Raw genomic sequence first — 25,493 nt, 5'->3', positions numbered from 1 at the left:
TATGCCTAGACTCTTTTTGCATTATTCAACGGTTCCAGCTTCTAAAATTTGAACATCTGCAACCACATTAAATTGCACGTTAGGGTAAATACTTTCTTCCCATTTTTTTATATCAAACCCTCGAACACCATGCTTTTGATGTTGACCTATACCAATAGGGTCAATCCCAAGTTTCTGAAATTTTTTCAGAAGCCTTTCACAATTTTTTTCGATATCTTTTTTCATTATCTTCTCTACTTCAACTACTTTTTTTGAAGTTAACTTCTTTCCTGTGTACTCTCTTACAATTCCTTTAATCTTAATTTTGATGGTGACTTTAACAGGGTCTGCTTTATGTTTAATCTTTATTTTGTGTTTGGCAATCAGACTCGTTACAGAAGCTTCTATCTCTTTCTCCGTATGCCCAGTTTTTTTTTCACCGAGCTTAATTACATGACTTCCTTCAGCTAGTCTATCTACTAATATTTTGAAAAAAAACATGTCTTTAGATTGGACTCTGTCAATCATTTTCGCTTTTTTGAATAAGGCAATGCCTGTAATAGCGATATCCCCTTCAGGTGTTTGTTTAATAAGAGGGAGATAAGGGGTCTTTCCATCTTGAAAATAATCAAACATAAACATATGGAGGTTGGTTTTAGGCAATTCCCTTCTCTTAATGTTATGGGTGATTAAATTAGAAATGAACATCCCATTTCCTCTTTGACCATAATTCCCTTGTATGAGTTCCCCTGCGTCTCCCTCCACTACCATTAAATATACTCTGGCTCCAACACTTGCATCTCTTTGTAAAGAATCTCCAATATCGATAATTCCATGTCTAGCCATTTCTTCTCCAATCAAGACAACGTCTAAACTTCCTCTTACAAGGGGTTGCTGTGATCTTCGTTCTAATTTTTCCAATACTTCACGTGTGGAAGAAGCCTCAGCAGACAATGTGCCATTTTTAATCGTTTTATCTTTAGAATATATTGGAAACAGGGCTGTTCCTCGAATTTTGTTTTCATCTACATAATCATAGGCTTTTCCTGTTTCGATATATAAGTCATCTAAAATCTCTCTCTCTACACATCCTGTTAATAAGAGGATGATGGTGGTAGGAAGAAGAATTATTTTTTTTAGATTTTTCATGTTTTATTTCTCACCTTCTTCATAATAATCACCAGCAATAAGAGTAGGGGAATATAGAAAAACGTGATATAAAAGCCAATTTGGCCAGATAAGTCATTCAATAAATTTACTTGTTTCCGGTTTGAGAAGAATGTTAAGGCACTTAAACAAAGGATACAAACTAATAATAGAGAATGTCGATGTTTCATAGGACTCATACGTTTGATGATTCGACTTGAACACCATAAGGCAATACATACATTCGGCAGAATGACTAAACACCAATTGGCAATTCCTATATATTCAAAGCGTTCCACAAAAGGCATTTCAACAATCTTCCACATGGATAGAGTAGCCCAAACGGTTTTCTCCAGTTGTTTTTTACTAAAAAAAGCAAAAGAAATGACTGCTATAATGGTGTACACCGTAGTAGTGGTAAATAACCCCCAGTGGGCATATTTTTGAGATTGCTTCGCATTTTTTATAAAAGGATAAATGAGTAATATGGACTCATATCCCAAATACGTAAGGGACATGTTTTTAGTTGAAATCAAAATATCCTTCAATGAATGATCAAAAACAGGCAAAATATTTTTGAAATCAGCATACGTAAAGGTGAAAGCAAAGGTTAACAGTAGGTAGCTAGGTAATATGGTCCCAAAAAAAGCCACTCCTGTAATCGTTCGTACTCCTCCGTTTACAAGATAAAAAACAAGACATAAAAATATTAGCGAAAAGAAAAAGGTACTTAAGCGAGGATACATCCATACCTGTAATACTTCTATATAGGTCCTTAAGATGGTGACGACAAGTAAACCAAAATAGAGAACAAAGACAAAGTTGAATAGGTTTCCAATCCATTTACCAAACGCAAATGTATGAGCCGATACAAGGTCACCACCACCTGATTTGTCCAGAATTAAGTACATTAATACCATTAATATATGGGTAAACACACCTGCCAATATAACGGAAATCCACCCGTCATATCCGGCGTTCATGGCAATGATTCGTTGAAATCCCAATACCCCTCCTCCGACCTGCATGGAATGAATCAAAAAGAATACAAGGAAGGGGGAGATCTTTCTTCTATCAGGAATTGGTTGCATCGTATCACCTCAATTCTATTCATCGATGTCTAATTTTCTCTTTCCTTCTTTAGGCTGAAAGCGAACAGGTTTTTTGGTTCTTAAATATTGAGGGCGGTGAGCTTGTTTATCAAATGGAAACCGAATGAGGGCATCCTTTAAATCACTAAATCTAGGTGGATAAATGGGCTCCAAAAATGGTCTTCCTATGGAAGTGAGCTGCAAGAGATGCCCCATTAATAAGCAGAAACAGAAAACGATTCCTACTAATCCCCAAAGCTGAGCAAATAGCAAAAAGGGAAAACGTAAAATACGAATTGTATTACCCATTCTATAAACAGGGGTTGTAAAGGAAGCAAGTGCAGCCAATGCAACTAAAATAAGAAGAACGTTACTGGTTAAACCAGCCTCAACGGATGCTGTTCCAATTACAATCCCTCCTACGATACCGATGGTTTGACCAACCTTTGTAGGAAGTCGAGCCCCAGCCTCTCTTAGAAGTTCAATGGTTAATTCTAAAAATAATGCCTCTAATATAGGTGGAAGTGGAATTTCCTGCCTTGAAGTAATGAGTGTAGCCATTAAATCCTTAGGGATAAGCTCATAATGATAGGTTAAGGCAGCCACGTATATTGGTGTAATCAGGATTGAAAATGTTACTGAAAATAAGCGAACGAGACGTAAAAAGGAAGAAATAAAGAAATTTAGAAAATAATCCTCATAGGCACTGAAAAACTCAACCAATGTAGTAGGTCCTATGAGAGCATGAGGAGAACCGTCCGCCATCACAACAACCTTCCCTTCAACAAGCACAGAGGCAACCCGATCAGGTCGCTCAGAGTCCAGTAATTGGGGAAAGGGGGATTTATTATTGTCAGCGATCAGTTGTTCAATAAAGGACGTATCCATGATCTGATCAAAGTCCAACGCCCTAATTCGTTGCTTAATGGTGTTCACATTGGATTCATCCGTCAATCCATCAATATATATAATGCCTACCCGTGTATGTGTGATTTTTCCGACGTTTAACTCTTCAATTACTAGCTCTTTAACAGGAATACGTTTTCGAATCAGGTTAAGGTTATCTTTTAAAGATTCTACAAATGCTTCTTTTGGACCCACGACACTAAACTCAACTTCAGGTTGAGAGACTTTTCTACCTGTTAAATTGATTGTTGCGATGAAAGCAAACTTTCGATTCGAGGCATCCATCGTTAACAACGTATAACCGTTATAAAGCTTTTGTTCAATTTCAGATTCGTCAGTAGAAACCTGTATGTCTATTAATGGAACAATTTTTTTCAAGTCATCAAAGTCATGAAATTCCTTTGATAACAGTGAAGGTAAGATATTCTCCTGAATGATTTTTTCATCAATAATAGTAGTGATGAAATGGAGGCTGAATTTCACTCCCGTATGAGTATTCTGATAGAAGGCCTGCTTATAGTCGGCAGATTTTTCTGCTTCCTTTTTTAAGGATTCATACGATTTTTTCTTTTTCGTGTCTTCGGAGTTTTTCTTGTTTTTGAAAAATGAAAGCATACTAATCCCTCAAGTTCGGTTGATGGTCTTTCGTGTAGTTTTACCGAAAATAGGATAATTATGAAAAAGGATGTGAGAATGGAAGGGGTTTTTAATATAATAGGCACTTTTCGAAACGATTGTAGCATTTGAGTATGGAAAGGGATAATTTCCTTTTTTATAGTATTAGATACAGAGGATAATTCGGTTAAAGGAGAGGTTAATGGAATTAGGGGAATATTGGTGAGTTAAGAGTTGCATATTTTACAACAATAAAGAATAGAAAATAGAGACAAACTTTGTATTAAATGGGGTGTCTCTATGCTATTTCTCACTAAAATCAATGAAATAAACCTTTGTGGAAGAACGGCTTGTGCAAGTTGGGATGAATTATTCATCGCTTTTCTCACAATAGTAGTATTATTTATTGCATATAAGGTAATTTATAAAAAATAGAATTAATGGCGATTACTTTGAATGAAAAAATCCCTAATTTCCGTTAAAGGGGTTTTTAACGGAAATTAGGATACAGCCGTTTCATAAAGAATGACTGTATCTTCACACCTCAAATAGGAGATACTATACGATTGGCAAGCACTGGTAGCATTCAATTTATTTGCTCTTTTCCACTAAATTTTACAGGAAACACTGAAACCAGTTTAATGACTCTCAGACTTTCTTATAAGTACTTCTCCATTCGGATATCGCACCACATTTGATTATTCCAAAAGGTGAAATCTGCTAGACGTCCAATCTCCTTGTAACCAAGCCTTTTATACAGCTTTTGGGCTTGAGTGTTAAATTCAAATACCCCTAGTTCAATTCGCATTAGCCCTTGTTTCTTAATTTGTGCTTCTAAATGCTTTATTGCCACGTACCCAATTCCTTTTCCGCGACCTTCCGGCTCACCAATTGTAATCCCTATCCAAGCGGTGCCGGTCTCTTTTTTGTAGAGATGACCGGGGTCTATCATGTAATTCATTTCCCCGATTAGTTGGTCATCCAGGTAGATAAGATAAATGTGATGGTGGTCAAGGCGATGTGTTAAATCATTAAGGGTCATGTTACATCGACGTTCCAATTCTTCTTTGTCTTGATTGGGACGAGTTAATGGAATCAATTCGGAATCATTTTCCCAGCGGTTAAATGCTTCCAAAAGAGATGTGGTTGGTTGGTTTAATTTAGTGAAATGAATATTCATAGGGCGTTCCGTTCCTTTCCAGTAGAAAGATATTTACAAAGTATTTTATCATATCGTGATTCGTCCTACGCTTATCAATACAATAAATAAAGGGCTAAATCCTAGGATTTAGCCCTTTATTTCGTATCTAATGGATTACTGCTCTAAGAAGAATTTCTCGACATCATCAAGCATTTTATTCGCAGCGATCACGCCACCTGCTGTATTCCAAATTGCATCGCTAACTTCATATACTTTATCATTTTTTGCTACTTCAAGGTTTTGGAAGAGGGGATCGTTTAGCCAGTCTTCAGCCAGCTTATTTGCTTCTCCGTCACCCGTTTCATAGGTGAAGTAGAATAAGACATCTCCGTCCATTGCAGGGATACGCTCTTTTGTTACACCTTTTTCAGCGAAGTCATCCACATCTTGACTTTCAGGTCGTGCAAATCCTATTTGATCAAGAATCACACCAGAGAAGGAGTCTTTATGATAGATTCGAACGTCACCTGCCATAAACCGAACCATGGATACTTTCTGATTCAGTTTATCTCCTAAATCTCCTTTAATATCTTCAATTCTTTGATCATATTCAGCAATGACTTCTTTTCCTTTCTCTTCTTTGTTCAGAGCTTTTGCATATAGTTCAAAGTTTTCTTTCCAATTTCCTCGAAGGGTTTCAGCCATAACCGTTGGGGCGATATCTTTTAGCTGGTTATATTGCTCTTCCTGACGCATTTTGTTTCCGATGATTAAGTCTGGTTGAAGCTTTGCAATGGCCTCAACGTTTAATTCACTTTCCGTTCCAACGACTTCTACATCTTGCATCTTTTCAGAAATGTGATCATACCATGGATCGCCGGTCCAGGATTGAACAGCTCCAACCGGTGTAACACCCATTGATAGTAAAGCTTCTGTTCCTTCATTTGTCAGGATGACGACTTTTTTAGGTGTACCTTCAATTTCAGTCGTTCCCATTGCGTGCTCCACAGTGTAGGTTTCTTTCTTGGTATCCTTACTTCCTGTTTCCTCTTTTTCTGCTTCCTTATTTCCACAAGCTGCTAAGAACAGAAGGGAAGTGATGAGTAAAAGTGATAATAGACTTCTTACTTTCATATGTATAATTCCTCCTAAAGAATGGTTTATAAGTGATAATGATTATCAATTACAATTATTATATTAATTGAGAAAATTATCAAAGTCAATATCTAATTGATAATGATTTTCAAAATCATTGACGGTCGTTTCTTTCTTCTCTAAAATATAAGGAGAAGAAATCGGTAAAAAGGAATAGAGCTTTCGCTGACAAGGTGGGTGTTTTGTTTCTGGAAATAGAAAGGGAAACCTATGATAAAACCGCAAAAACAACTAATGATTTATATAGGAACAACATTGTTTCTACTTATATGTATTGGATTAAGTATTGTATACGGTTATACAGATACCTCACTAAGAACAGCAGTTGAAGCCTTTACGAATCCAACACAGTCCACAGAACACTTAGTTCTCCAAACGATTCGCTTACCACGTGCTCTTATTGCAGCTACCGTTGGGGCGTCTTTAGGAATGGCAGGAGTCCTTATGCAAACCTTAACCAAAAATCCTCTCGCTTCTCCAGGTATTTTCGGGATTAATGCAGGAGGGGGGTTCATGGTGGTGGTAGCCGTTACTCTATTTGGGGTTACGAGTCTTCAATCCTTCACATGGCTGGCTTTTTTAGGAGCTGGGTTAGCAGCAGTAGGAGTATATGTCATTAGCTCTGTTGGAAATAACGGGTTAACTCCCATGAAACTGACGTTAGCAGGAGCGGCTATTACGGCGATGTTTTCTTCCTTTACACAAGGCCTTCTTGTTCTCAATGAATCAGCGCTGGAACAAGTGTTATTCTGGTTAGCAGGTTCAGTTCAAGGGAGATCTCTTGATATTTTACAAGGCGTTTTCCCCTATATTTTTATAGGGTGGACAGGGTCCATACTGATTGCTGGAAAGATGAATATATTAGCAATGGGGGAAGACGTAGCAAAAGGATTAGGTTTAAAAACAACTATTATAAAATTTATTGCATTAACCATCGTTGTGTTATTAGCAGGTGGCTCCGTTGCCATTGCCGGACCAATTGGCTTTGTTGGGATTGTCGTTCCACACCTTTCTCGGAAAATGATAGGCGTGAACCATAAATGGTTGATTCCGTATTCAGGAATGATGGGTGCCATTCTTTTATTAGTAGCGGACATTGGAGCACGTTATATCATTATGCCCCAGGAAGTGCCAGTCGGAGTGATGACTGCTGTTATCGGTGCACCATTCTTTGTGTATGTAGCTAGAAAGGGATTTTAAAATGAAGAAATTTGTTGGGAAGCGATGGCTTCAAGAGCGTATATCTTTATTAATCGATTTAACAGCCCTGAAAAAAATCCTTTTGCTAGGAATTATTGCTTTATTCGTGATGGTGATGAGCACTGGCATAGGGGATATGAAAATTGCTCCATGGAATGTGATAAGTGTTTTCTTTGGAGGAGGAACAAGCTTAGAACAACTGGTTGTTACATCATTTCGGTTACCTAGAATTCTGATTGCCTTGCTTGCCGGGATGGCATTGGCTGTTGCAGGTGGTATTTTACAAGGAATGATTCGAAACCCTTTGGCATCTCCCGATATTATTGGAATTACAGGAGGAGCCGGGGCAGCGGTTGTAGGTTTTTTGACTCTATTCAGTAATGATGATAATACATTGATGGTAAGCATTAAATGGCTGCCGGTGGCTGCTTTTATAGGAGCTACTGTGATTGCCTTCTTAGTATATATATTAGCATGGAGAAAAGGAGTATCTCCTGTTCGTCTTGTCCTGATTGGAATTGGAATATCTGCTTTAGCCCAAGCACTGACTACGATGTTAATGATAATAGGTCCTATTTATCGAGCGAGTCAGGCAAACATTTGGATAACGGGGACAGTAAACGGATCCGATTGGAATGACGTCTGGATTTTGTTACCTTGGAGCTTGATATTTATTGTGCTGAGCTTTTTTATTTCACGTCAGCTTAATATTCAAGAGCTGGGAGAAGAGATTGCAACAGGAGTTGGAGGTCATGTGCAAAGGCAACGATTTTTTCTTCTTATTATGTCAACGGCTTTAGTCGGAGGAGCTGTTGCCTTTGCAGGCGGGATTGGCTTCGTTGGACTGATGGCTCCCCACATGGCACGAAGAATGGTGGGGTCTTCCTTTGGTGCATTACTGCCAACTGCTGCTTTAATCGGGGGAATTCTAGTCATGGTGGCAGATCTAATTGGAAGGACCGTCTTTCTGCCATTAGAAGTTCCAGCAGGGGTATTTACGGCAGCGATCGGAGCTCCCTACTTTATTTATCTTTTATTCAAAACGAGAAACGCTTAAAGGAGTTGGCCATACATGAGTGACATATTGCAAACGAAAGATCTCACCCTGGCTTACGGGGAACGAATGATTATAGATGAATTAAATATAGATATTCCAAGAGGCGAGATCACCGTATTTATCGGAGGAAATGGATGCGGCAAATCGACCCTTCTTCGTTCCATAGCGCGTTTGCTTAAACCGAAGACTGGAACTGTACTTCTCGAAGGTGAAGCAATCTCAAGCTTATCGACGAAAGAAGTCGCTCGCAAAATGGCCATTCTCCCTCAGTCTCCAACTGCTCCAGAAGGGTTAACCGTTTTACAATTAGTAAAACAGGGACGTTATCCACACCAAACGTGGTTAAAGCAATGGTCTCAGAGTGATGAAGAAATCGTTCAAAAGGCTCTCCAGTCAACCAAAATGGAAGAACTCCAGCATCGGAAGGTCGATGAGCTCTCAGGTGGTCAAAGGCAACGTGCGTGGATTGCCCTTACGCTGGCACAAGATACGGATATTATTCTCTTAGACGAACCGACCACGTATTTGGATATGACTCATCAAATTGAAATATTGGATTTGTTATTTGAACTGAATGAAAATGAGAACCGCACCATTGTTATGGTATTACATGATCTCAATCTCGCTTGCCGGTATGCTCATAATATTGTGGCGATTCAAGATAAACAAATCTATGCCCAAGGAAAGCCTGAGGATGTTATCAGCTGTGAATTAGTCAAAAATGTTTTCAATATGGATTGCCAGGTTTCACGAGATCCTTTGTTTGGAACACCACTTTGTATCCCTTTTGGAAAAGGCAGATGCATTTTGAATAATGAAGGTGAAGCGGGATGAAAGTCTCTGCTCTGACACCTGATCAGTGGAACACTCTAAAGCAATATCGCTTGAATAAAGACCCGTTACCTGCTTATCAAGGGATACAGGTAAGCTCTTTTTTTCAGGAAGACGAAATGGAAAGGTTCCTTACTGATCGACTCAAAAGCATGGGAACAGACAATAGGATGGTAGCTGCTTCATTATTTATGAAGCGATACGCCTTTGTGGCGGCCATGGGATTGTATTCCATGACATACTGGAATCGTAAATTAAATCTTGCACCTGACAATCTTATAATGGTAGATGGAGAAAAGAATGGATTATGGATACCTCAATTCTATTTGAAGGATTCTACCGTCTATGAGTTCACCTCTCCAGAAGAAAAACAAACGTATATAAAATCTTTATTTAGTGACCATTTAAATAAAATCATGGATTCTTTGAAAAAACCGGCCAAGCTCATTCTGTGGGAAAATATAGCCGTTTATATTTTTTGGGTATATGAAAATGATGATTTTCTTCCTAATGAAGAGATGCGAGGGAAGAGAGAGGAAGATTTTCGACAGCTACTATTAGATGAAAACAGTCATTGGTTCGGACAGTACCACCGGAATCCCTTGTCTCGTTATTATTCTCCAAAAAAGAATGAAGAATTACGAGTACGGAAAACATGCTGTTTTTCATATAGATTGGAAAATGGAGAACAATATCGTTGTAAAACATGCCCTCAAACGTGTCGAGTGAAATCTTAAATTTTCAGAGTAAGTATGTTACGGTTGGTATATAGCCGAGCTAAGGAGGTTCAACGAAATGAAAGAATTTCCGGAACAATTTGATGCATTAATAGAAAAATATTCAGAACTGTTAATTGGCGAAACGTCACCAGAAAAGAAGGAAATGGTCACACAATACGCTCTCTATTCTTTCATCGCTAAGAACATGCCTGCATTAGTAAAGCACTGGAACTCTCTCTATCCTGAAGGAAAAGAAGAGATGAAAAAGATGATTGGCGAGATTAAAGAATTGAATGAGACACATCGTAAGGAAATAAATCGAAAAAAGAATGAAGAATAAGTGATTTTAAGTGCCTTTTTATAAAAATAGGGCACTTTTTTATGAAATGGGTACTATAAGGTCTGATTTTGCCAAAAATGTAGTAAATTCGCATGTTTGCAGGAAACTTATTATCGACTTTCGTGAAAATATTATCCACTTTTCGAAGCTTATTTTTAACAATGGCACTTTTATTTTCAACTTTTAGCTATGGTCAACATATATCTGCAAGTCAAAAAGGATATTATCGACTTTGGAAAGTGATCGTCGAGTTTCTATTTATATTATCAACCCAAAAAAAGAAGTGAACTCACTACTCGAGTCCACTTCCTTTTTCAATTTTACTGAACCTGTCCGCCCATTCCATATGGGAATTGAGTTGAATATTGCTGGTGCTGCTGATAGGATTGTTGAATCTTTTGGGCGTCGGCTGCCTCTAGCTTATACCAACCTTTGCGGAACATTTCATTATATAATTCCCTTTGAGCATTTTGTGTTTCGTTAAAAATGGTTAACAGATCTTGATACAATGCTTGATGACTTGCTTCATTGAGAGCCGTACAATAGGACGCCGTCATGTATTTTTCATGAGCAAGAACATCTGTAATAAAGTCACGATCATTCATTTGAGGTGTATCAGGTACTTGGGTTTGAGGGTTTTGGATTTTTTGATTTTGTTGATTCATGTATGGTTGCTCCTTTCTACATCATGTTTTGGTTTTGGTTTGTTGTGTTCAGGTGAGCTAGTAGTTGCTGATAATGACGCTGATGCATTTGTCCACACTTATCCAGTTCTGCTTTAATCTCTGCATCCTGACAGTGAGCTGCTGCGAAATGGCATTTTTTCATGGCAGTAAGGTTCCAGGCAAGCATATCATTTAAGTAAAGTGAATCCTTTGTTGTAAGCATTTGTGGTGGCTGCGTATACGTTTGTTGCTGATTTCCTTGTTGAGGTTGTTGCTGCATTTTGATTTCCTCCTTTTAGTTCTGCTGCTCTTGTTTGGGAAAGCTTCTAATCCATCAAACACATCTTATTTTTCCTCAATTCATTAGCCCTATACACTGAATTGCAGAATTCGATAATATTCTACTAAGAAAGTATATAAGGTATATTCAAAATGTTTAAAAGGTGATAAAATGTTGGTAAATATAACAGTAGTATGAACTTTTTCTTTTTTTGTCATTTAAGAAAACGTTTTCATAGTATGATATATATGTTTTTTCAGGGGGTAAGCAACATGGAGCAAACAATGCGTAATTTCTTTTTATTCCTGTCAAAAAATAAGCCTATGACCAAGCTGGCAAAGAAATATGGTCTCCGTTTTGGAGCTGGTCGATTTGTAGCGGGCTCTTCTATTGATCAAGCAGTAGAGGCAATTCGTCAGCTAAATAGTCAGAATCTTGTTGTAACTATCGACTATTTAGGAGAATTTGTGGATAATGAACAGGAAGCAAATGAAATGGCTCTTGAATGTGTCGAAGCAATTCGTGCTATTGGAAGAGAAAAATTAAAATCTCAATTATCGTTAAAAATGACCTCAATGGGCCTGGACTTATCTGAAGATGTTGTGATGAAAAATATGAGAATGATCCTTGAAGAAGCAACAAAACAGGACGTTTTCGTTACGATCGACATGGAGGATTACTCTCGTTGTGGTAAAACCATTGAGATATTTAAAAGGTTAAAATCGGAGTATGACAATATCGGTACTGTTATACAGGCTTATTTATATAGAACAGAAAAGGATATTGAAGAATTAAATGCGTATTCCCCTAATCTGCGACTAGTAAAAGGGGCATATAAAGAGTCACCTGAAGTTGCTTTTCCAGATAAAAAAGATGTAGATGATAACTTTAAAAAAATTATAAAAATGCACCTGTTAAATGGTAACTACACCGCAATTGCTACTCATGATGATGTCATGATTGATTATACGAAGAAACTCGTTGAAGAGCATAATATTCCTCGTGATCAATTTGAATTCCAAATGCTTTTTGGTATTTGCGTTGAGCGTCAGCATGAGCTTGTAAAAGAAGGTTATAAAATGCGAGTATATGTACCATACGGCACGGATTGGTATGGATATTTTATGAGAAGACTTGCAGAAAGACCAGCAAATGTGGCGTTCGTGTTAAAGGGCGTTTTAAAAAAATAAAACAACTTACGACTCCGTGGAAGGATATTCCATGGAGTTATTTATTTTGTTTTAAAATTGGTTACTCATTTCACTGTTCCCCTTATTCGTTTTCTCGAATTTACTTCTCCTTTTTTGAATCAGCAGGTAAAGAATGGAACTACCCATTAATAGATAATTGACGATGCTAAAAAGATTTCCGTAATGACGTGAATCCCAATAGGAAATGGAAGAGTGGAACACATACGGATGAACCGGATAAAAAATCGGGATAGCATCATTTGCATGTGTTAGAAAGTCAATGATTATATGTCCTAACCACCCATAAAGAAATGCATTCCATTTATTTAAAGTAAAGCCTTTGAACAAAGTTATCCCGGTAAATACAAGGGACCAGATGAAAAAGGAGTGCCCCATTTGTCTCATCACACTTCCAACCGGATGTTCAAACAATAAATGTATAAACCTATGGAAGGAAGAACTTCTATCATAGAGTAAGGTTTTCAGAGAAGCTTAAATAAATAAATCATGGCGTAATAAATAAGGTCCGGAGCGATTCAGCCTATAATGGCATACTTTACAAGCTTTTTCTTTTTTTTTGCAAAAAAATAAGTCCAATAACCATGATGAAAAGTATTCATGACATTCTCCCTCCCAATACCTCACTTTTCATTCCTGTGAAATAAAAACCCGAACAGAGAAGCCAGCACTTGCTGAAATAACATTCCAATGACAACAGGTACAGCAACAGCTGCTGGAAAGTATTGAACCGCAATGACTGCGCCGGCACTGATATTCCTCATTCCCCCAGTAAAGAGTAAACTTACCCTTGTGTCTCTTGTTTGCTTTAGAAGAATAGACAATACCCAGGAGAATGTAAAACCAGATACGGCAATGAAGAAAACGACTAAAGCAATCAGTATCAGTTTTAGATCTATATTTTTTAAATAAGGAGCAACGGCAGAACTATTGATGGAGACTACGATTCCAATTCCTAATTTGGCAAAAGGAGATAAGTGAACACCAAGCGTGTCTTTTATACGTCCTTTAGTTACATGATTACCAAGCATACCTATAAGAGAAGGAATCACCACCATGTAGAGCAGACCACTCATAATCACCCAAACGTCCATTTCCACCTTCTGTCCAACAAAAAGAGACAAACTAAAGGGTACGATGAAAGGGGATAAGATCGTATCAATTAAGATAATAGAAAGGGCTAAGCCGATATTTCCTTTATAAATTGAAACCCATACAAAGCTCGTAATCCCAGTAGGGATGACGGTAGCCAGCAATAAACCTGTAACAGTTAGACCGTCCCCTCCAAACATCAGCCCTCCAATCCCAAACGCCCAAACCGGCATTAGAATATGTAGAATAAATAGCGCCGTTAGCAAGGGAATAGGATATTGAAAAGCTCGCTTCAAAGAAGTAAAGTTTGAGCTTAAACTGCCAGAAAACGTCATAAACGCAAATACCCATGGAACGATAAAGGTGAACTGTTCTAAAGAATGGGCGAAAATCACTCCAATTAAAACTGCAGTAGGTGTAATGAGAGGCATGAGCTTTTCCAGGATTTTATTAAATGATTGTAGCATGACAAAACTCTCCTCTGAGATTTCTAGTTTTATCATACCATGAAGGAATTGGTTTACTGATTAAATGCTTTTTAAATAATGCTTCGAATACTGTCGTGTTTCAATAGTGATGGTTTCACTATCTTTTTCGAATAAAAGTCCTGAACCGGTCTGCTCTTTAAATTCCCACCATTAGTGTTATTCCAAAAGAAATTATAAGCTCAAAAGGGCAATATCTGAAGTCAGCCAATTAATCTTAATCTCCGATTGTATACTTCATTAACTATTCGGCTGTATATTGAACAAAAAAATTGCTGAGGTTAACGTTGACTGAGATTGCTTAAATAAGTGGATGTTTTTTCAATATATGGACACCTTAAAAAAGGAAAAGTTTAAGGTGAGGTGAATTCACTTATGGCATCAAAACGACACGTAATATTTAATGTATCGATGATAGTCATTCCATGGGTATCGTTACTATTTATAGGTAAGAGTAATATCAAACGATACTCTTTTGTGAGTGTTATTATAGGTTTTTTTGAAATGATAAATCATATTTATGGACACCAGCGGAAGTGGTGGACGTTTTACGACAAGCCAAATTCATTTATAAGAGATGAACTTCCATTTGATATTGGTCCCTATATGCCACTTTCCATGTGGATACTTAAATATTCGTATGGTAAGTTTAAAAAGTTTGTGTTAATTAATGCTATGGTTAATGGACTTTTTGCGTTTCTCTTCATTCCTTTTCTTAAAAAAATGAAAATCGTTCGTTTGACTCGTATAAATTATTTTCAATTCTTTATGTATGTACACTACAAAGCGTATTTATTGTATGGGGTACAATATTGGTTAGAAAAAACAGGCATAGTAGATAAGCAAGTTGAAAAACTTACTTAACTTAAGGAGACTTATCTAAAACAGGATAAGTCCTTTTTTATTGGGAATTTTTCTTGAGTAAACTCCTCTGTTTTGAAATAATTGGTATTAAGTTAAATGGCTGGCTAATGGGACAGGAGGAGTTATGTGTTCTGGGTGAAATTTAGTTTGATTATAATAATTGTTTTTGTCCTTATCACAATAGTTAAGTTTCTTTTAAGAAAGGTTTTTAAAATAGAGAAAGTGAAAAGAAGTTTTTTTTCCTATAATCATATTAATGAGTTACATCGTAAAGTTGATAGATGGGTAAGAAGTATTACTACAATTACTCTCATTATCTTAGTGGTTCTGGTGATAAACGATGAAGACTTAATCTACTTATACTCAATTGGAGTAGTCTCTTTATTTGCATTGGACTATGCTGTAAGGGTATTTTTTGAGTTGAAATATAGTGAGAATCCAAAACAATCTATTTTAACAGTAGCTGAAATGATCCTGGTGTTAACAGCAATCTTAATTGTGTTTCTAGTTTGGATTCCTTAGTTCTTATTTGAATTAGCAACAGACTTTACGAAAAGAGCATATTCAAAATAGAGAAAAAAGGGATCGACTTTTACTACAAGTCGGTCCCTTTTTTTATGGTAAAACATGAATAAGATGTTTTTATGTTTGCAACTCACATGTGTACTCGTTAAATGGTCGGTTTCTTTATACTTCTTTAGACACAACAGCCTGTTTAGCAAATGATTTTCTCTCAAACAACTGCTCAAACAGAGGAAAGCTATATTGAACAACAAATCCTAGAAGCAAAGTGACAAGAATCGTTCCAATTCCTATATCCCCTCTAAATAGGAAGGCTAAGGAAAGAGCGAATCCTTCACTTATAATGCGTGAATTTCGAAGGTTCAATCCGAATCGAGTATTAATCGCTACCATTAAAGTATCCATTGGGCTTGCAGGGAACTTTGCTTGTAAATAAATGGCGATTCCTAATCCCATCGTTAATATACCTGAAGCAAGGGCCAACAGCTGATTAAATAGTACTTCGGGAGCGAAGTTGTTAAAGACAACCAATAACCAAAAGTCGATTAGCATACCAATAATAAGTATTGATCCTGCAGCAAGGACATCAGGCTTCTTTTTCATAATAAGGGCATTAAGGACAATTAACACAATTCCATTAATAAATACGGCTGTACCAACCGTAATGCCAAACATATTTGATTCTCCAACAGCTAATGCGTCCCAAGCAGAAGCACCTAGGCCAGATTTTATAATAAGGGCAACCCCCATAGTTAATATAAATAGTCCGATGGTAAAAAATAAAAGTCTCCGTTTCATTAACACAATCTCCTTTATCTGTAAACGTTATCATCATATTCAAAGAGCAGACGGACACCTGTTCAAAAGTAGGAGGTCTGACAACTAAAATTTTATAATTTTAGTTTACTTCATAAGTGAGTGGAAGGCAAAGTAAATTTTTGCATGAATGGGAAATGGAAAAAATTTTATAAAAGAAGTGGTTAAATTCCCTGAGGGGATCAGATGACGGATTCCAGTGTAGTACAGCGTTCATACTAGGTTAATCAAAGAAAGAAGACACCTATCCATGGGAGATAGGTGCCGATTCTACTATTTAAGGCTGTTTTTTAAATTGATTGTTTTGACTGTTCACCTTACCGCCACCATCTCTTTCGACAGTAGGGCCGGCATCTCCTTTGATACTAGCAGCGCTTACTCCTGCTTTAGAAGGACTTTTCTTTTGCTTTGCCATAATATGAACACCTCCACTCCTAACATTCCCTTTTTCACTTGGAATTATAAACGAGGTCCGTCCCTACAATATTACTTTCCAGTTGTGGTTACAGGTGGCTTGGATTGTTTGGTGTGTTAGGAAGTAGTTGGTGATCAGTTCTGTCATGTCGAGTTGGATTTCTTTTAGTATGGGTTTGTTTTTAAACATGGGGTAGCCTCCACCACCTCCAGCTCGATAATTATTCATCACTACTGGGTAGCGTTTTTTTTCTTGCAATGGTTTTCCTTTATAGGTAAGGGAGGTAACCCTTTTTCCAATAGGAAGGCGTATATCTAAGATGTATTGGATACCCTCCCACATATCGTAGTTGTAATGCTGGGGCTTTGGTGTTGTGAAACTGGGATTTATACCAAGTTTTCCATCATTGGTTATCATGAAATAAGAAGCAGTCTTTTCAAGAGCTTGTCGAATATCTTCCCCTGTTAATTCAAGAACGGAAAGTGTATTAGGGTATATGTAGTTTGAAAGAATGTCTCTAATTGAAACATCTGTTGGGAGTCCGTTTACCTTATCATTAAATAAAGCAGTGCAAGAAATATCCACACCTGTTGCATCCATTTGAACTTTGTTGATAAATTCAATAAAGGGATGCTCCTGTTGACGAGCGAGAAATGGATCCTCAATGTGCATATTTCCATCAATGGTTCCAATGGTTTCGTTTAACCACTCTTGGGTATCCTTTTCTAGTATTTCTACAATTGAAATGATCTTCTTATCCACCGGCATCCCGTCCATTGAAATAAGGGAGCTTTTTTTCTTAGCTATTTTTCTTTTTCCATTGTCCAGATGGAAATCAACCTTTATCGTGCCAACCCTTTCTCCGTTCATTCCAGGTTGAACGATGGACACTCCGTTAACCTCAGTCGCAAGCATCTGATGCTGATGTCCTGTTAAAAGAACATCAATTCCCTGTATTTCATGACACATACGATAGCCCTGGTTTTCCTGGGGATTTTCGCCGGTGCTTTTTCCAGTATGCACATCATGTTCAAAGCCGCCATGATAAGAAACAATCATCAGGTCAGGATTCTCGGACTGTTGTAGGAAAGAAACCCATTTTTTCGTCGTTTCGAATGCATCCAGAAATTCAAGGTTTGTTATATGTGAAGGGTTTTCCCAATTTGGAATGTAGTGAGTCGTAACTCCAAGTACAACGGCTTTTATTCCATTTGTGAACGTTTTTGTAACATAAGGTGTACCGAAATAGGGCTGCTTTGTACGGTTATCGATAATGTTTGCGGCGAGATAGGGGAAGGCCGCTTCTTTTTTACATTGATCTAATACATCCATCCCATAGTTAAATTCGTGATTCCCAATGACAGCTCCATCATAATGAAGAGTATTTAGAATTTCGATATATGGATTCCTTTTATGAAAAGCATTTTTTATGTAGTAAGTGAAAAGAGGCGTTCCTTGAAAAAGATCCCCATTGTCTATTAGCAAGAGGTGATCACAACGCTTCCTCATCCGTTTAACATAGGTAGCAATTCTCCCTAACCCAATGGGAGCATTCTTTAAGTCTCCATAAGCATAAGGATAGATATGACCGTGAATATCACTCGTTTCTAGAATATAAACAGTCGTAGACTCCATCGTTATCATATCCTCCTTAGTGAAAGCACAATCAATCCTATTTACGAAAAGGTTGTTGTTATATTAAATAATCTTTGCTGGTCTATCTGTCAACCCCGCTCCGTGGAAAGCGAGTACCTCTCGCTGTAATCAACCACTACTATTTTAAAAGCAAAAAAGTTTACGAAAAAAGCAATTTTTTATCAACAGCATATAATGAAGCAAGATTTATATTTCTTTCCTCATTATAATGTCCGTTTTAGCTCATTATATCGTTTAGTCGATTGTACAATAAAAGTTTTTGTAAAATTTCTATTTTTATAACTTTAAATATTGCGATATTTTAGAAATTCCTATATATTAGAAGTAACAGAAACTCATTCGAGTCTTTTTTTTGAGTGAAAAATGAATGAGTATTCATTCAAAGTGTACAAAAGGGGGAAAATACATTGGTTCGTAGAATTCAGAAAGCAGCAGTGTTAGGATCAGGAGTTATGGGATCAGGGATTGCCGCTCATTTAGCAAATATCGGTATTCCGACAATGTTATTAGACATCGTACCAAGAGAACTAACGGACGAAGATAAGGCAAAAGGTTTAACAGAAGAGAGCAAGTCTTTTCGTAATCGCTTAAGTGAAAACGCTTTAAAAAAGCTTCTGAAGCAAAAGCCAGCTCCGTTAACCTCAAAACAAAACTTATCACTAATTACAGCAGGTAACTTCGAGGATGATCTTCAACACATTGGAGATTGCGATTGGATCATCGAAGTAGTTGTTGAAAACTTAGATATTAAAAAGAAAGTATTTGAGCAGGTTGAAATGTATCGTAAGCCTGGAAGTATTATCAGTTCAAATACGTCAGGAATTTCAATTGAAGCCATGGCGGAAGGACGCTCTGAAGATTTCCAACGTAATTTCCTTGGAACTCATTTCTTCAATCCACCACGCTATTTAAAGCTTCTTGAAGTGATTCCAACGAAGAAAACGGATGCTGAAGTGGTTGAATTCATGAAAGTCTTTGGAGAAGATGCCCTTGGCAAAGGGGTTGTCTTTGCAAAAGACACACCGAACTTCATTGCGAATCGTATCGGAACTTACGGTCTATTGATTACTGTCCAGGAAATGCTAAAGGGTGGATACAGTGTCGGAGAGGTTGACTCCATTACCGGCCCAACCATCGGCAGACCTAAAAGTGCTACTTTCCGTACCTTGGATGTTGTAGGTCTTGACACCTTTGCACATGTTGCAAAAAATGTCTATGACCAAGTTGAAGGGGAAGAGAAAAAAGTATTTGAAGTACCTGCATTTATGCAAAAAATGCTTGAGAAAGGCTGGTTAGGAAGTAAGAGTGGTCAAGGCTTCTTCTTAAAGAAGGGCAAAGAAATTCTCGAGCTTAATACAGAAACTCTGGAATATGAGCCTCGTAAAAAATTAAAGACGGCTTCAATCGAAATGAGTAAAAATGAAAAAGGCTTAAAAAATAAAATGAAGTCACTGGTGTATGCCAAGGATAAAGCAGGTTCACTACTATGGAACATTATCTCACCAGTATTAACTTATTCTGCCGAACTTCATGGTGAAATTGCGGACGATATCGTAGCGATTGACCGTGCCATGAAATGGGGCTTTGGCTGGGAAATGGGTCCTTTTGAAACGTGGGATGCCATCGGACTTGAGAAATCCGTTACACGCATGAAAGAAGAAGGCATAACCGTTCCTCAATGGATTGATGACATGCTTGGTGCAGGTCATACTAATTTCTATAAAGAGGAAGAGGGAGAGCTTTACTTTTACCATGAAGGCAGCTACCAGCCTGTAGATAGAAATCCTAAAGTAATTGATCTTAAACTTCTTAAAAAGCAAGGAAAACTAATTAAAAAGAATTCTGGTGCAAGCTTAATTGATATTGGTGATGGAGTAGCTCTACTTGAATTCCACTCTCCAAGCAATGCCATCGGACTTGATATCGTTCAAATGATTAACTTCTCAGTAGACGAAGTTGAAAAGAATTTCAAAGGACTTGTCATTGGGAACCAAGGGAAGAACTTCTGTGTAGGAGCAAACCTTGCCATGATCTTAATGGAAGCACAGGATGACAATGTATTCGAAATTGACATGGTGGTTCGTCACTTCCAACAAGCAATGATGAAAATAAAGTACTCTTCTAAACCAGTTGTTTCGGCACCATTTGGTATGACTCTTGGTGGAGGAAGTGAGGTTTGCTTGCCTACTGCCCACATCCAGGCTTCTATGGAGACATACATGGGATTAGTAGAGGTTGGTGTCGGATTAATTCCTGGAGGCGGCGGTAATAAAGAGCTATACATGAAGCACTTATCGAATCTGCCTAACGGAGTAGAATTTGACTTGCAAAAGGTTGCTAACAAAGTATTTGAAACCATCGCAATGGCAAAGGTTTCAACTTCTGGAGATGAAGCAAGAGACAACAATTTCTTAAATAAAGCCGATGGCGTAAGCGTTAACGGAGATCATCTATTATACGATGCGAAGCAAGCAGCTATCTCTTTATTTGACAAAGGATATACAGCACCAATTCGTAAAAAAGTTCCTGTGGTTGGAGAAACTGGATATGCTACTCTCCTCCTCGGTGCACAATCTATGTTCCAATCAGGCTTCATTTCCGAGCATGATTTAATGATTGCGAAGAAGCTTGCCTATGTCATCGCAGGTGGAAAAGTGCCATTTGGAACAGAAGTAGATGAACAATATCTATTAGATCTTGAAAGAGAAGCTTTCTTAAGCTTAGTCGCTCAGCCTAAATCACAACAAAGAATGCAGCACATGCTTGTTAAAGGAAAACCATTACGCAACTAGTCGAATGAAATACATTTAGGAAAGTGGGGGAGCCTCATGCGTGAAGCAGTTATTGTTGCTGGTGCAAGAACACCAGTTGGAAAATCAAGAAAAGGATCACTGGCTCATGTACGACCAGATGATCTGGGAGCTCTTGTAGTAAAAGAAACCCTTAAGCGTGCAGGAAACTACGAAGGAAATATAGATGATTTGATTATCGGTTGTGCCATGCCAGAAGCAGAACAAGGCTTAAATATGGCTAGAAATATTGGTGGCCTTGCAGGGTTACCAGATTCTGTCCCTGCTATTACAATCAATCGTTATTGTTCTTCAGGATTACAATCCATTGCCTATGCGGCTGAAAAGATTATGCTTGGCCACTCGGATACGGCGATTGCTGGTGGAGCAGAATCTATGAGTCTAGTTCCAATGATGGGCCATGTTGTTCGTCCAAATGCAAAACTAGCTGAAACTGCGCCACAATACTATATGAGTATGGGACATACGGCTGAAGAAGTTGCTAAAAAATTCGGCGTATCCCGTGAAGAACAAGATGCTTTCGCAGTGAGAAGTCACCAAAAAGCGGCAAAAGCGATTGCAGAAGGAAAATTTGATGATGAAATCGTACCAGTGGACGTTCTTCAACGCACAGTGAATGGAGAAAACAAACTTATCGAAAAATCATTCCAATTTTCTAAGGATGAAGGGGTACGTGCTGAAACAAGCTCACAGGTACTTGCCAAACTACGACCTGCCTTTAATGTGAAAGGTTCAGTAACAGCAGGGAACTCCTCACAAACAAGTGATGGAGCGGCAGCAGTTATGGTCATGGATCGAGAAAAGGCTGGTTCATTAGGACTTCAACCAATGGCGAAATTCAGAAGTTTTGCCGTAGCAGGAGTTCCACCGGAAATTATGGGAATCGGTCCAGTAGAAGCGATTCCACGTGCATTAAAGATGGCTGGACTTGAGCTTTCTGATATCGGTTTATTTGAACTGAATGAAGCATTCGCTTCTCAATCTATACAAGTCATTCGCCAATTAGGCTTAGACGAAGAAAAAGTGAACGTAAACGGTGGAGCCATTGCACTTGGTCATCCATTAGGCTGTACAGGAGCGAAACTAACCCTGTCCCTCATTCACGAAATGAAACGCAAAAACCAGCAATTCGGTATCGTCACCATGTGTATCGGCGGCGGAATGGGAGCAGCAGGCGTCTTTGAATTAATAGGTTAATAGGAGGGACGGACCTCTACAAAGAGGCTCCCCTTCTCCTTCAATATAATTATTAGGGGGATTCGAAAATGGCGAATCAAATAGAAAAATTGATTAAGGGTGGAAGTTTTTTAATTGAAGATGTAAGCTTTGAGCAAGTTTTCACACCGGAAGAATACTCTGATGAGCAAAAAATGATTGCTAAAACAACAGAAGACTATGTACTAAACGAAGTTGTTCCAGTGATCGATAATCTTGAAAACCATGAGTTTGATCATTCAGTACGTCTTTTGAAAGAAGCAGGGGAGCTTGGCTTACTGGGAGCAGATGTTCCTGAAGAGTACGGCGGTCTTGGTTTAGACAAAGTGAGCTCAGCCCTTATTGCTGAAAAAATGTCTCGTGCAGGTGGATTCTCTATCTCTCATGGTGCTCACGTTGGAATCGGATCTCTTCCGATTGTGTTATTTGGTAATGAAGATCAAAAGCAAAAATACCTTCCTGCTCTAGCAACGGGTGAAAAGCTTGCTGCTTACGCTCTAACTGAGCCAGGTTCAGGATCTGATGCTCTTGGTGCAAAAGCGACTGCAAAATTAAATGAAGCTGGAACTCACTATATTTTAAACGGTGAAAAGCAATGGATCACGAACTCTGCCTTCGCTGATGTCTTTGTCGTATATGCAAAGATTGATGGAGAGCACTTCTCAGCGTTTATCGTTGAAAAAGAATTCCCTGGCGTTTCTACTGGCCCTGAAGAAAAGAAAATGGGTATTAAGAGTTCATCTACAAGAACATTGATTTTAGAAGATGCTGAAATTCCTGTTGAAAACCTTCTTGGTCAATCAGGAAAAGGTCACATCATCGCCTTTAACATTCTGAATATTGGTCGTTACAAATTAGGAGTAGGTGCTGTTGGAGCAAGTAAACGTGCTTTCGAGGTGACGGTTCAGTATACAAACCAACGTCAACAATTCAAAACACCAATTTCTTCTTTCAACTTAACGAAAGAAAAGCTGGCTACGATGGCTTCTAAATTATATGCAGCTGAAAGCTCCGTTTATCGTACAGTTGGTCTATTCGAGGATCGTATGAGTCAATTAACGGACGAAGAAGTTAAAAATGGTACTGAAGTAGCGAAATCCATTGCTGAATATGCAATTGAGTGTTCATTAAACAAATTCTTCGCAACTGAAGTATTAGATTATGTAGTAGATGAAGGTGTTCAGCTTCACGGTGGATACGGATTCATGCAAGAATACGAAATTGAAAGAATGTACCGTGACTCACGTATTAACCGTATCTTCGAAGGAACAAATGAAATCAACCGCCTTCTTGTACCAGGAACGTATCTTCGTAAGGCAATGAAGGGTGAGCTGCCATTACTTCAAAAAGCACAAGCTCTTCAAGAAGAATTAATGATGCTAATGCCTGAAGAAGTTGGCGATGAGCCGTTAGCTCAAGAAAAATACCTTGTGAAAAATGCTAAGAAAATTGGTTTAATGCTGGCTGGATTAGCTGCTCAAAAGTTCGGTAAAGCATTAGAAAAAGAGCAAGAAATTCTAGTGAACATTGCAGACATCGTTTCAAACGCATACGCTATGGAATCTGTAGTTCTTAGAACAGAAAAAGCGATTGACAAAGTAGGAGTAGAGAAAGCTCAACAAAAACTTCTTTACACTCAAATCTTCTGTCAAGAAGCATTTAACGAAATCGAACAGCACGCGAAAGAAACCCTTGTTGGAACTGAAACAGGTGACTCACTGCGAATGATGCTTTCAGCACTTCGTAAATTCACTCGCCACACACCAATCAACGTAATCGCAACAAAACGTGCAGCATCAGAAAAACTAATCGAAGCAGAAAAGTATACAGTATAATCGATTTGAGGGACGGACCTCCATTTTGGAGGTCCGTCCCTTTTTTGATGGGAAGATCCAATAAAAGGTCATTCTCAATAATTTCAATGTTAACAATCTGTACGAATCCAGCCTGTTTTTAACCGCCCTTTGTTGACAACAATTTCTAAATGAATTACTATACGTTTAAACACTTAAACGTTTAAGTGTTTAAACGTTAAAGATAAGGTGGTTTTTAATATATGAACAAGACAGTATTAATTACAGGAGCTTCAAGCGGGATCGGCTTACATTTCAGCCACAAATTTGCGGAATCAGGCCATGATGTCATTCTCGTTGCTAGAAGTGAAGAAAAGCTTCGTTCATTGGCAGGTGAGTTAGAAAGTCAATATGGGGTGAAAGCCATTGTCGTATTGTCAGATTTATCAAAGCCAGAAGCCTCAAAAAGGTTATACGATGAAGTAACGACTCAAGGCTTACAAGTAGATTTACTCATTAACAATGCTGGATTTGGTTTGTTTGGAGAGTTTGAACAAACGGATGTATCGAAAGAATTAGACATGATTCAAGTGAATATCACAGCATTGACAGAACTAAGTAAATATTTTGGGAAAGATATGGTGAGAAGAAAACAAGGGAAAATTTTAAATGTCGCTTCCACTGCAGCTTTTCAACCAGGTCCATTGATGGCTGTCTACTATGCAACAAAAGCATATGTGCTATCATTTTCTGAGGCGTTGGCTAATGAGTGGGAACCACATGGAGTAAAAGTGATGGCCTTATGTCCAGGTGCTACTCAAACAGGCTTTAGCAACGTGGCTGAACTAGAATCCTCAAAACTGTTTCAGTCCGGTGTGATGAGTGTAGAAGAGGTTGTAGAAGCGGGATACAGTGATATGATGACCAAGAATAAAACAGTGATTATCCCAGGTTTTAAAAACAGAGTGTTAACCAAAACAATTCGATTTATTCCACGTAAAATGGTGACAAATATTGTCCGTAAAGTACAAGAACGGATATAATAGAATGTGAATGAGTTTGAAGGGAGAAAGCTATGGGTCAAAAAGCAATTGATACATTTCGTGCTTGTATACCATTATTTCAAGCGCTAAGTGATCCTTATCGTCAGGATATTATTTTACTTCTTGCCGAAGAACAACCTCTTACTGTCAATCAAATAACTGAGAATTTAACGTTATCACGTCCTGCCGTTTCTCATCATTTGAAAATACTGCGAGACCAAAAACTGGTATCACTAGAGCAAAAAGGGACACAGCGTTTCTACTCATTGGAAATAGAAAATGCAACAGTCCTTCTGAAAGAATTGGTTGATACTGTTGAAAAGCACTGTGAGTAGTAGAAAGAAAAAAGGATATAATAGAAATTTGTCGAATGTATGAAATAGATTCGGATTAATTTAAAAGATCATTGCAGCTATACATGGAAGTAGACTAAAGATTTGTTCTTTAGT

25 protein-coding genes are annotated in these 25,493 nt (G+C 38.0%); 13 read left to right on the top strand and 12 right to left on the bottom strand.

Annotated features, from left to right (window positions below; genetic code table 11):
• Positions 1-21 precede the first annotated feature (21 nt).
• The 5 genes from IQI_RS12180 to IQI_RS12160 all read right to left on the bottom strand — a co-directional run bounded on the left by IQI_RS12180 (position 22) and on the right by IQI_RS12160 (position 6,012).
• Positions 22-1,128, bottom strand: coding sequence for a Ger(x)C family spore germination protein (locus IQI_RS12180; RefSeq protein WP_064092920.1), 1,107 nt, complete (start codon positions 1,126-1,128; stop codon positions 22-24).
• A complete protein-coding gene (locus IQI_RS12175) occupies positions 1,125-2,216 on the bottom strand; it encodes a GerAB/ArcD/ProY family transporter (protein ID WP_064092919.1) in 1,092 nt (363 codons plus the stop codon). The genes IQI_RS12180 and IQI_RS12175 overlap by 4 nt, the downstream gene beginning before the upstream one ends.
• Before the next feature lie 15 nt (positions 2,217-2,231).
• Positions 2,232-3,737 carry a spore germination protein gene (locus IQI_RS12170; protein ID WP_064092918.1) on the bottom strand — a complete coding sequence of 502 codons (1,506 nt, stop codon included), beginning with the start codon at positions 3,735-3,737 and terminating at the stop codon, positions 2,232-2,234.
• Between the two features lie 658 nt (positions 3,738-4,395).
• Entirely contained in the window at positions 4,396-4,917 is a 522-nt protein-coding gene (locus tag IQI_RS12165) for a GNAT family N-acetyltransferase (RefSeq protein WP_064092917.1), read from the bottom strand.
• Between the two features lie 135 nt (positions 4,918-5,052).
• Positions 5,053-6,012, bottom strand: a complete 960-nt coding sequence (locus tag IQI_RS12160) for an ABC transporter substrate-binding protein (RefSeq protein ID WP_064092916.1) — start codon at positions 6,010-6,012, stop codon at positions 5,053-5,055.
• Between the two features lie 231 nt (positions 6,013-6,243).
• Here IQI_RS12160 and IQI_RS12155 point away from each other — a divergent pair, with 231 nt between their 5' ends.
• Genes IQI_RS12155 through IQI_RS12135 form a run of 5 tightly spaced genes read left to right on the top strand, consistent with a single transcriptional unit; the run spans position 6,244 to position 10,180 of the window.
• Positions 6,244-7,233 (top strand): FecCD family ABC transporter permease, encoded by a 990-nt coding sequence (locus IQI_RS12155; protein WP_064092915.1) that lies wholly within the window; start codon positions 6,244-6,246, stop codon positions 7,231-7,233.
• A gap of 1 nt (position 7,234) precedes the next feature.
• Positions 7,235-8,290 (top strand): FecCD family ABC transporter permease, encoded by a 1,056-nt coding sequence (locus IQI_RS12150; RefSeq protein ID WP_064092914.1) that lies wholly within the window; start codon positions 7,235-7,237, stop codon positions 8,288-8,290.
• Positions 8,291-8,305: 15 nt separating this feature from the next.
• A complete protein-coding gene (locus IQI_RS12145; protein ID WP_064092913.1) occupies positions 8,306-9,124 on the top strand; it encodes an ABC transporter ATP-binding protein in 819 nt (272 codons plus the stop codon).
• A complete protein-coding gene (locus IQI_RS12140) occupies positions 9,121-9,858 on the top strand; it encodes a (2Fe-2S)-binding protein (protein ID WP_064092912.1) in 738 nt (245 codons plus the stop codon). The genes IQI_RS12145 and IQI_RS12140 overlap by 4 nt, the downstream gene beginning before the upstream one ends.
• 58 nt (positions 9,859-9,916) lie before the next feature.
• Positions 9,917-10,180, top strand: coding sequence for a DUF2573 family protein (locus IQI_RS12135; RefSeq protein ID WP_064092911.1), 264 nt, complete (start codon positions 9,917-9,919; stop codon positions 10,178-10,180).
• Between the two features lie 320 nt (positions 10,181-10,500).
• Here IQI_RS12135 and IQI_RS12130 read toward each other — a convergent pair whose 3' ends face one another.
• Both IQI_RS12130 and IQI_RS12125 read right to left on the bottom strand, forming a co-directional pair.
• The gene (locus tag IQI_RS12130) at positions 10,501-10,845 is read right to left on the bottom strand and encodes a spore coat protein (RefSeq protein WP_064092910.1); all 345 of its coding nucleotides are present in this window, start codon (positions 10,843-10,845) and stop codon (positions 10,501-10,503) included.
• Positions 10,846-10,861: 16 nt separating this feature from the next.
• Positions 10,862-11,125, bottom strand: a complete 264-nt coding sequence (locus IQI_RS12125) for a hypothetical protein (protein ID WP_064092909.1) — start codon at positions 11,123-11,125, stop codon at positions 10,862-10,864.
• A 272-nt stretch (positions 11,126-11,397) separates the two neighbouring features.
• Between IQI_RS12125 and IQI_RS12120 the strand changes: the two genes are divergently transcribed.
• Positions 11,398-12,315, top strand: a complete 918-nt coding sequence (locus tag IQI_RS12120; protein ID WP_064092908.1) for a proline dehydrogenase family protein — start codon at positions 11,398-11,400, stop codon at positions 12,313-12,315.
• 51 nt (positions 12,316-12,366) lie between these two features.
• On the opposite strand, the gene IQI_RS12115 is transcribed toward IQI_RS12120, so the two are convergent.
• Together IQI_RS12115 and IQI_RS12110 are read right to left on the bottom strand one after the other, a co-directional pair.
• Positions 12,367-12,747, bottom strand: coding sequence for a hypothetical protein (locus IQI_RS12115; protein ID WP_064092907.1), 381 nt, complete (start codon positions 12,745-12,747; stop codon positions 12,367-12,369).
• Between the two features lie 209 nt (positions 12,748-12,956).
• The gene (locus tag IQI_RS12110; protein WP_064092906.1) at positions 12,957-13,892 is read right to left on the bottom strand and encodes a bile acid:sodium symporter family protein; all 936 of its coding nucleotides are present in this window, start codon (positions 13,890-13,892) and stop codon (positions 12,957-12,959) included.
• A 393-nt stretch (positions 13,893-14,285) separates the two neighbouring features.
• On the opposite strand from IQI_RS12110, the gene IQI_RS12105 reads away from it, so the two are divergent.
• Both IQI_RS12105 and IQI_RS12100 read left to right on the top strand, forming a co-directional pair.
• The gene (locus IQI_RS12105) at positions 14,286-14,774 is read left to right on the top strand and encodes a hypothetical protein (protein WP_064092905.1); all 489 of its coding nucleotides are present in this window, start codon (positions 14,286-14,288) and stop codon (positions 14,772-14,774) included.
• Between the two features lie 126 nt (positions 14,775-14,900).
• Positions 14,901-15,296, top strand: coding sequence for a DUF4181 domain-containing protein (locus IQI_RS12100; RefSeq protein WP_064092904.1), 396 nt, complete (start codon positions 14,901-14,903; stop codon positions 15,294-15,296).
• A gap of 165 nt (positions 15,297-15,461) precedes the next feature.
• Here the strand turns inward: IQI_RS12100 and IQI_RS12095 are convergent, their stop codons facing one another.
• From IQI_RS12095 to IQI_RS12090, 3 genes are all read right to left on the bottom strand, one after another.
• Entirely contained in the window at positions 15,462-16,094 is a 633-nt protein-coding gene (locus IQI_RS12095; RefSeq protein ID WP_064092903.1) for a YczE/YyaS/YitT family protein, read from the bottom strand.
• A gap of 295 nt (positions 16,095-16,389) precedes the next feature.
• Positions 16,390-16,527 carry a YuzL family protein gene (locus tag IQI_RS20315; RefSeq protein ID WP_082892687.1) on the bottom strand — a complete coding sequence of 46 codons (138 nt, stop codon included), beginning with the start codon at positions 16,525-16,527 and terminating at the stop codon, positions 16,390-16,392.
• 63 nt (positions 16,528-16,590) lie between these two features.
• A complete protein-coding gene (locus tag IQI_RS12090) occupies positions 16,591-18,162 on the bottom strand; it encodes a bifunctional metallophosphatase/5'-nucleotidase (RefSeq protein ID WP_064092902.1) in 1,572 nt (523 codons plus the stop codon).
• A 428-nt stretch (positions 18,163-18,590) separates the two neighbouring features.
• Here IQI_RS12090 and IQI_RS12085 point away from each other — a divergent pair, with 428 nt between their 5' ends.
• From IQI_RS12085 to IQI_RS12065, 5 genes are all read left to right on the top strand, one after another.
• Positions 18,591-20,975, top strand: a complete 2,385-nt coding sequence (locus tag IQI_RS12085; protein ID WP_064092901.1) for a 3-hydroxyacyl-CoA dehydrogenase/enoyl-CoA hydratase family protein — start codon at positions 18,591-18,593, stop codon at positions 20,973-20,975.
• Positions 20,976-21,011: 36 nt separating this feature from the next.
• Complete coding sequence (locus IQI_RS12080; protein WP_064092900.1) at positions 21,012-22,190, top strand: acetyl-CoA C-acetyltransferase; 1,179 nt, start codon at positions 21,012-21,014, stop codon at positions 22,188-22,190.
• Positions 22,191-22,258: 68 nt separating this feature from the next.
• Positions 22,259-24,043: an acyl-CoA dehydrogenase family protein gene (locus IQI_RS12075; RefSeq protein ID WP_064092899.1), complete on the top strand. Its 1,785-nt coding sequence runs from the start codon at positions 22,259-22,261 to the stop codon at positions 24,041-24,043.
• A gap of 221 nt (positions 24,044-24,264) precedes the next feature.
• Complete coding sequence (locus tag IQI_RS12070; RefSeq protein ID WP_064092898.1) at positions 24,265-25,044, top strand: SDR family NAD(P)-dependent oxidoreductase; 780 nt, start codon at positions 24,265-24,267, stop codon at positions 25,042-25,044.
• A gap of 32 nt (positions 25,045-25,076) precedes the next feature.
• Positions 25,077-25,379, top strand: a complete 303-nt coding sequence (locus tag IQI_RS12065) for an ArsR/SmtB family transcription factor (RefSeq protein ID WP_064092897.1) — start codon at positions 25,077-25,079, stop codon at positions 25,377-25,379.
• Positions 25,380-25,493: the final 114 nt, after the last annotated feature.

The organism is Rossellomorea aquimaris TF-12 (genome assembly GCF_001648555.1).
In the GTDB taxonomy this organism is placed as follows: Bacteria; Bacillota; Bacilli; order Bacillales; family Bacillaceae_B; genus Rossellomorea; species Rossellomorea aquimaris.
This window is presented reverse-complemented; position numbering and strand designations above follow the sequence as displayed.